Origin of the sequence: Flavobacterium microcysteis, from assembly GCF_006385255.1 — a bacterium.
Taxonomy (GTDB): domain Bacteria; phylum Bacteroidota; class Bacteroidia; order Flavobacteriales; family Flavobacteriaceae; genus Flavobacterium; species Flavobacterium microcysteis.
The window spans coordinates 1-351 of the sequence record NZ_VFJE01000021.1 but is presented as its reverse complement, the minus strand read 5'-3'; the positions used below and the strand labels follow the sequence as shown (position 1 = coordinate 351).

Here is a 351-nt window from a genome sequence, read left to right as displayed (position 1 = left end):
CCGGGTTAAGCCCTGCTGCGATTACATTGATATTGTGGCTGCTCATCGTGAAGGTATGCGTGGCACCCCCTACGCAGGCAGTATAGTTCGGTATCGGGTTGGCCAGCGCAGGAAGCGGGTGCACGATAAGCTCGAGCTCCACTATCTGGTAGCATTTCTTCGCCGCCGGGTTGTTGGCGTTTGTCGTCATCAGCACGTATATCGTTCCCGATGGGCCGTCATAGTCCGTAGGGTCAGGGATGGCGTTAGGGTATGTCGTGCCCTGGATGCCGTCCGCTTCCGCCTGGTTGCGGTCCGTATAGTAGAAGAAGTCTACGCTCGCAGGGTTCGTGTTGTTCCTGATATAGGTCT

At 56.4% G+C, this 351-nt stretch carries 1 protein-coding gene; it reads right to left on the bottom strand.

Going from position 1 to position 351, the window contains the following annotated elements; translation table 11 throughout:
* The coding region (locus tag FJA49_RS18535; protein ID WP_158629422.1) for a hypothetical protein at positions 1 to 351 on the bottom strand (351 nt) is incomplete at both ends.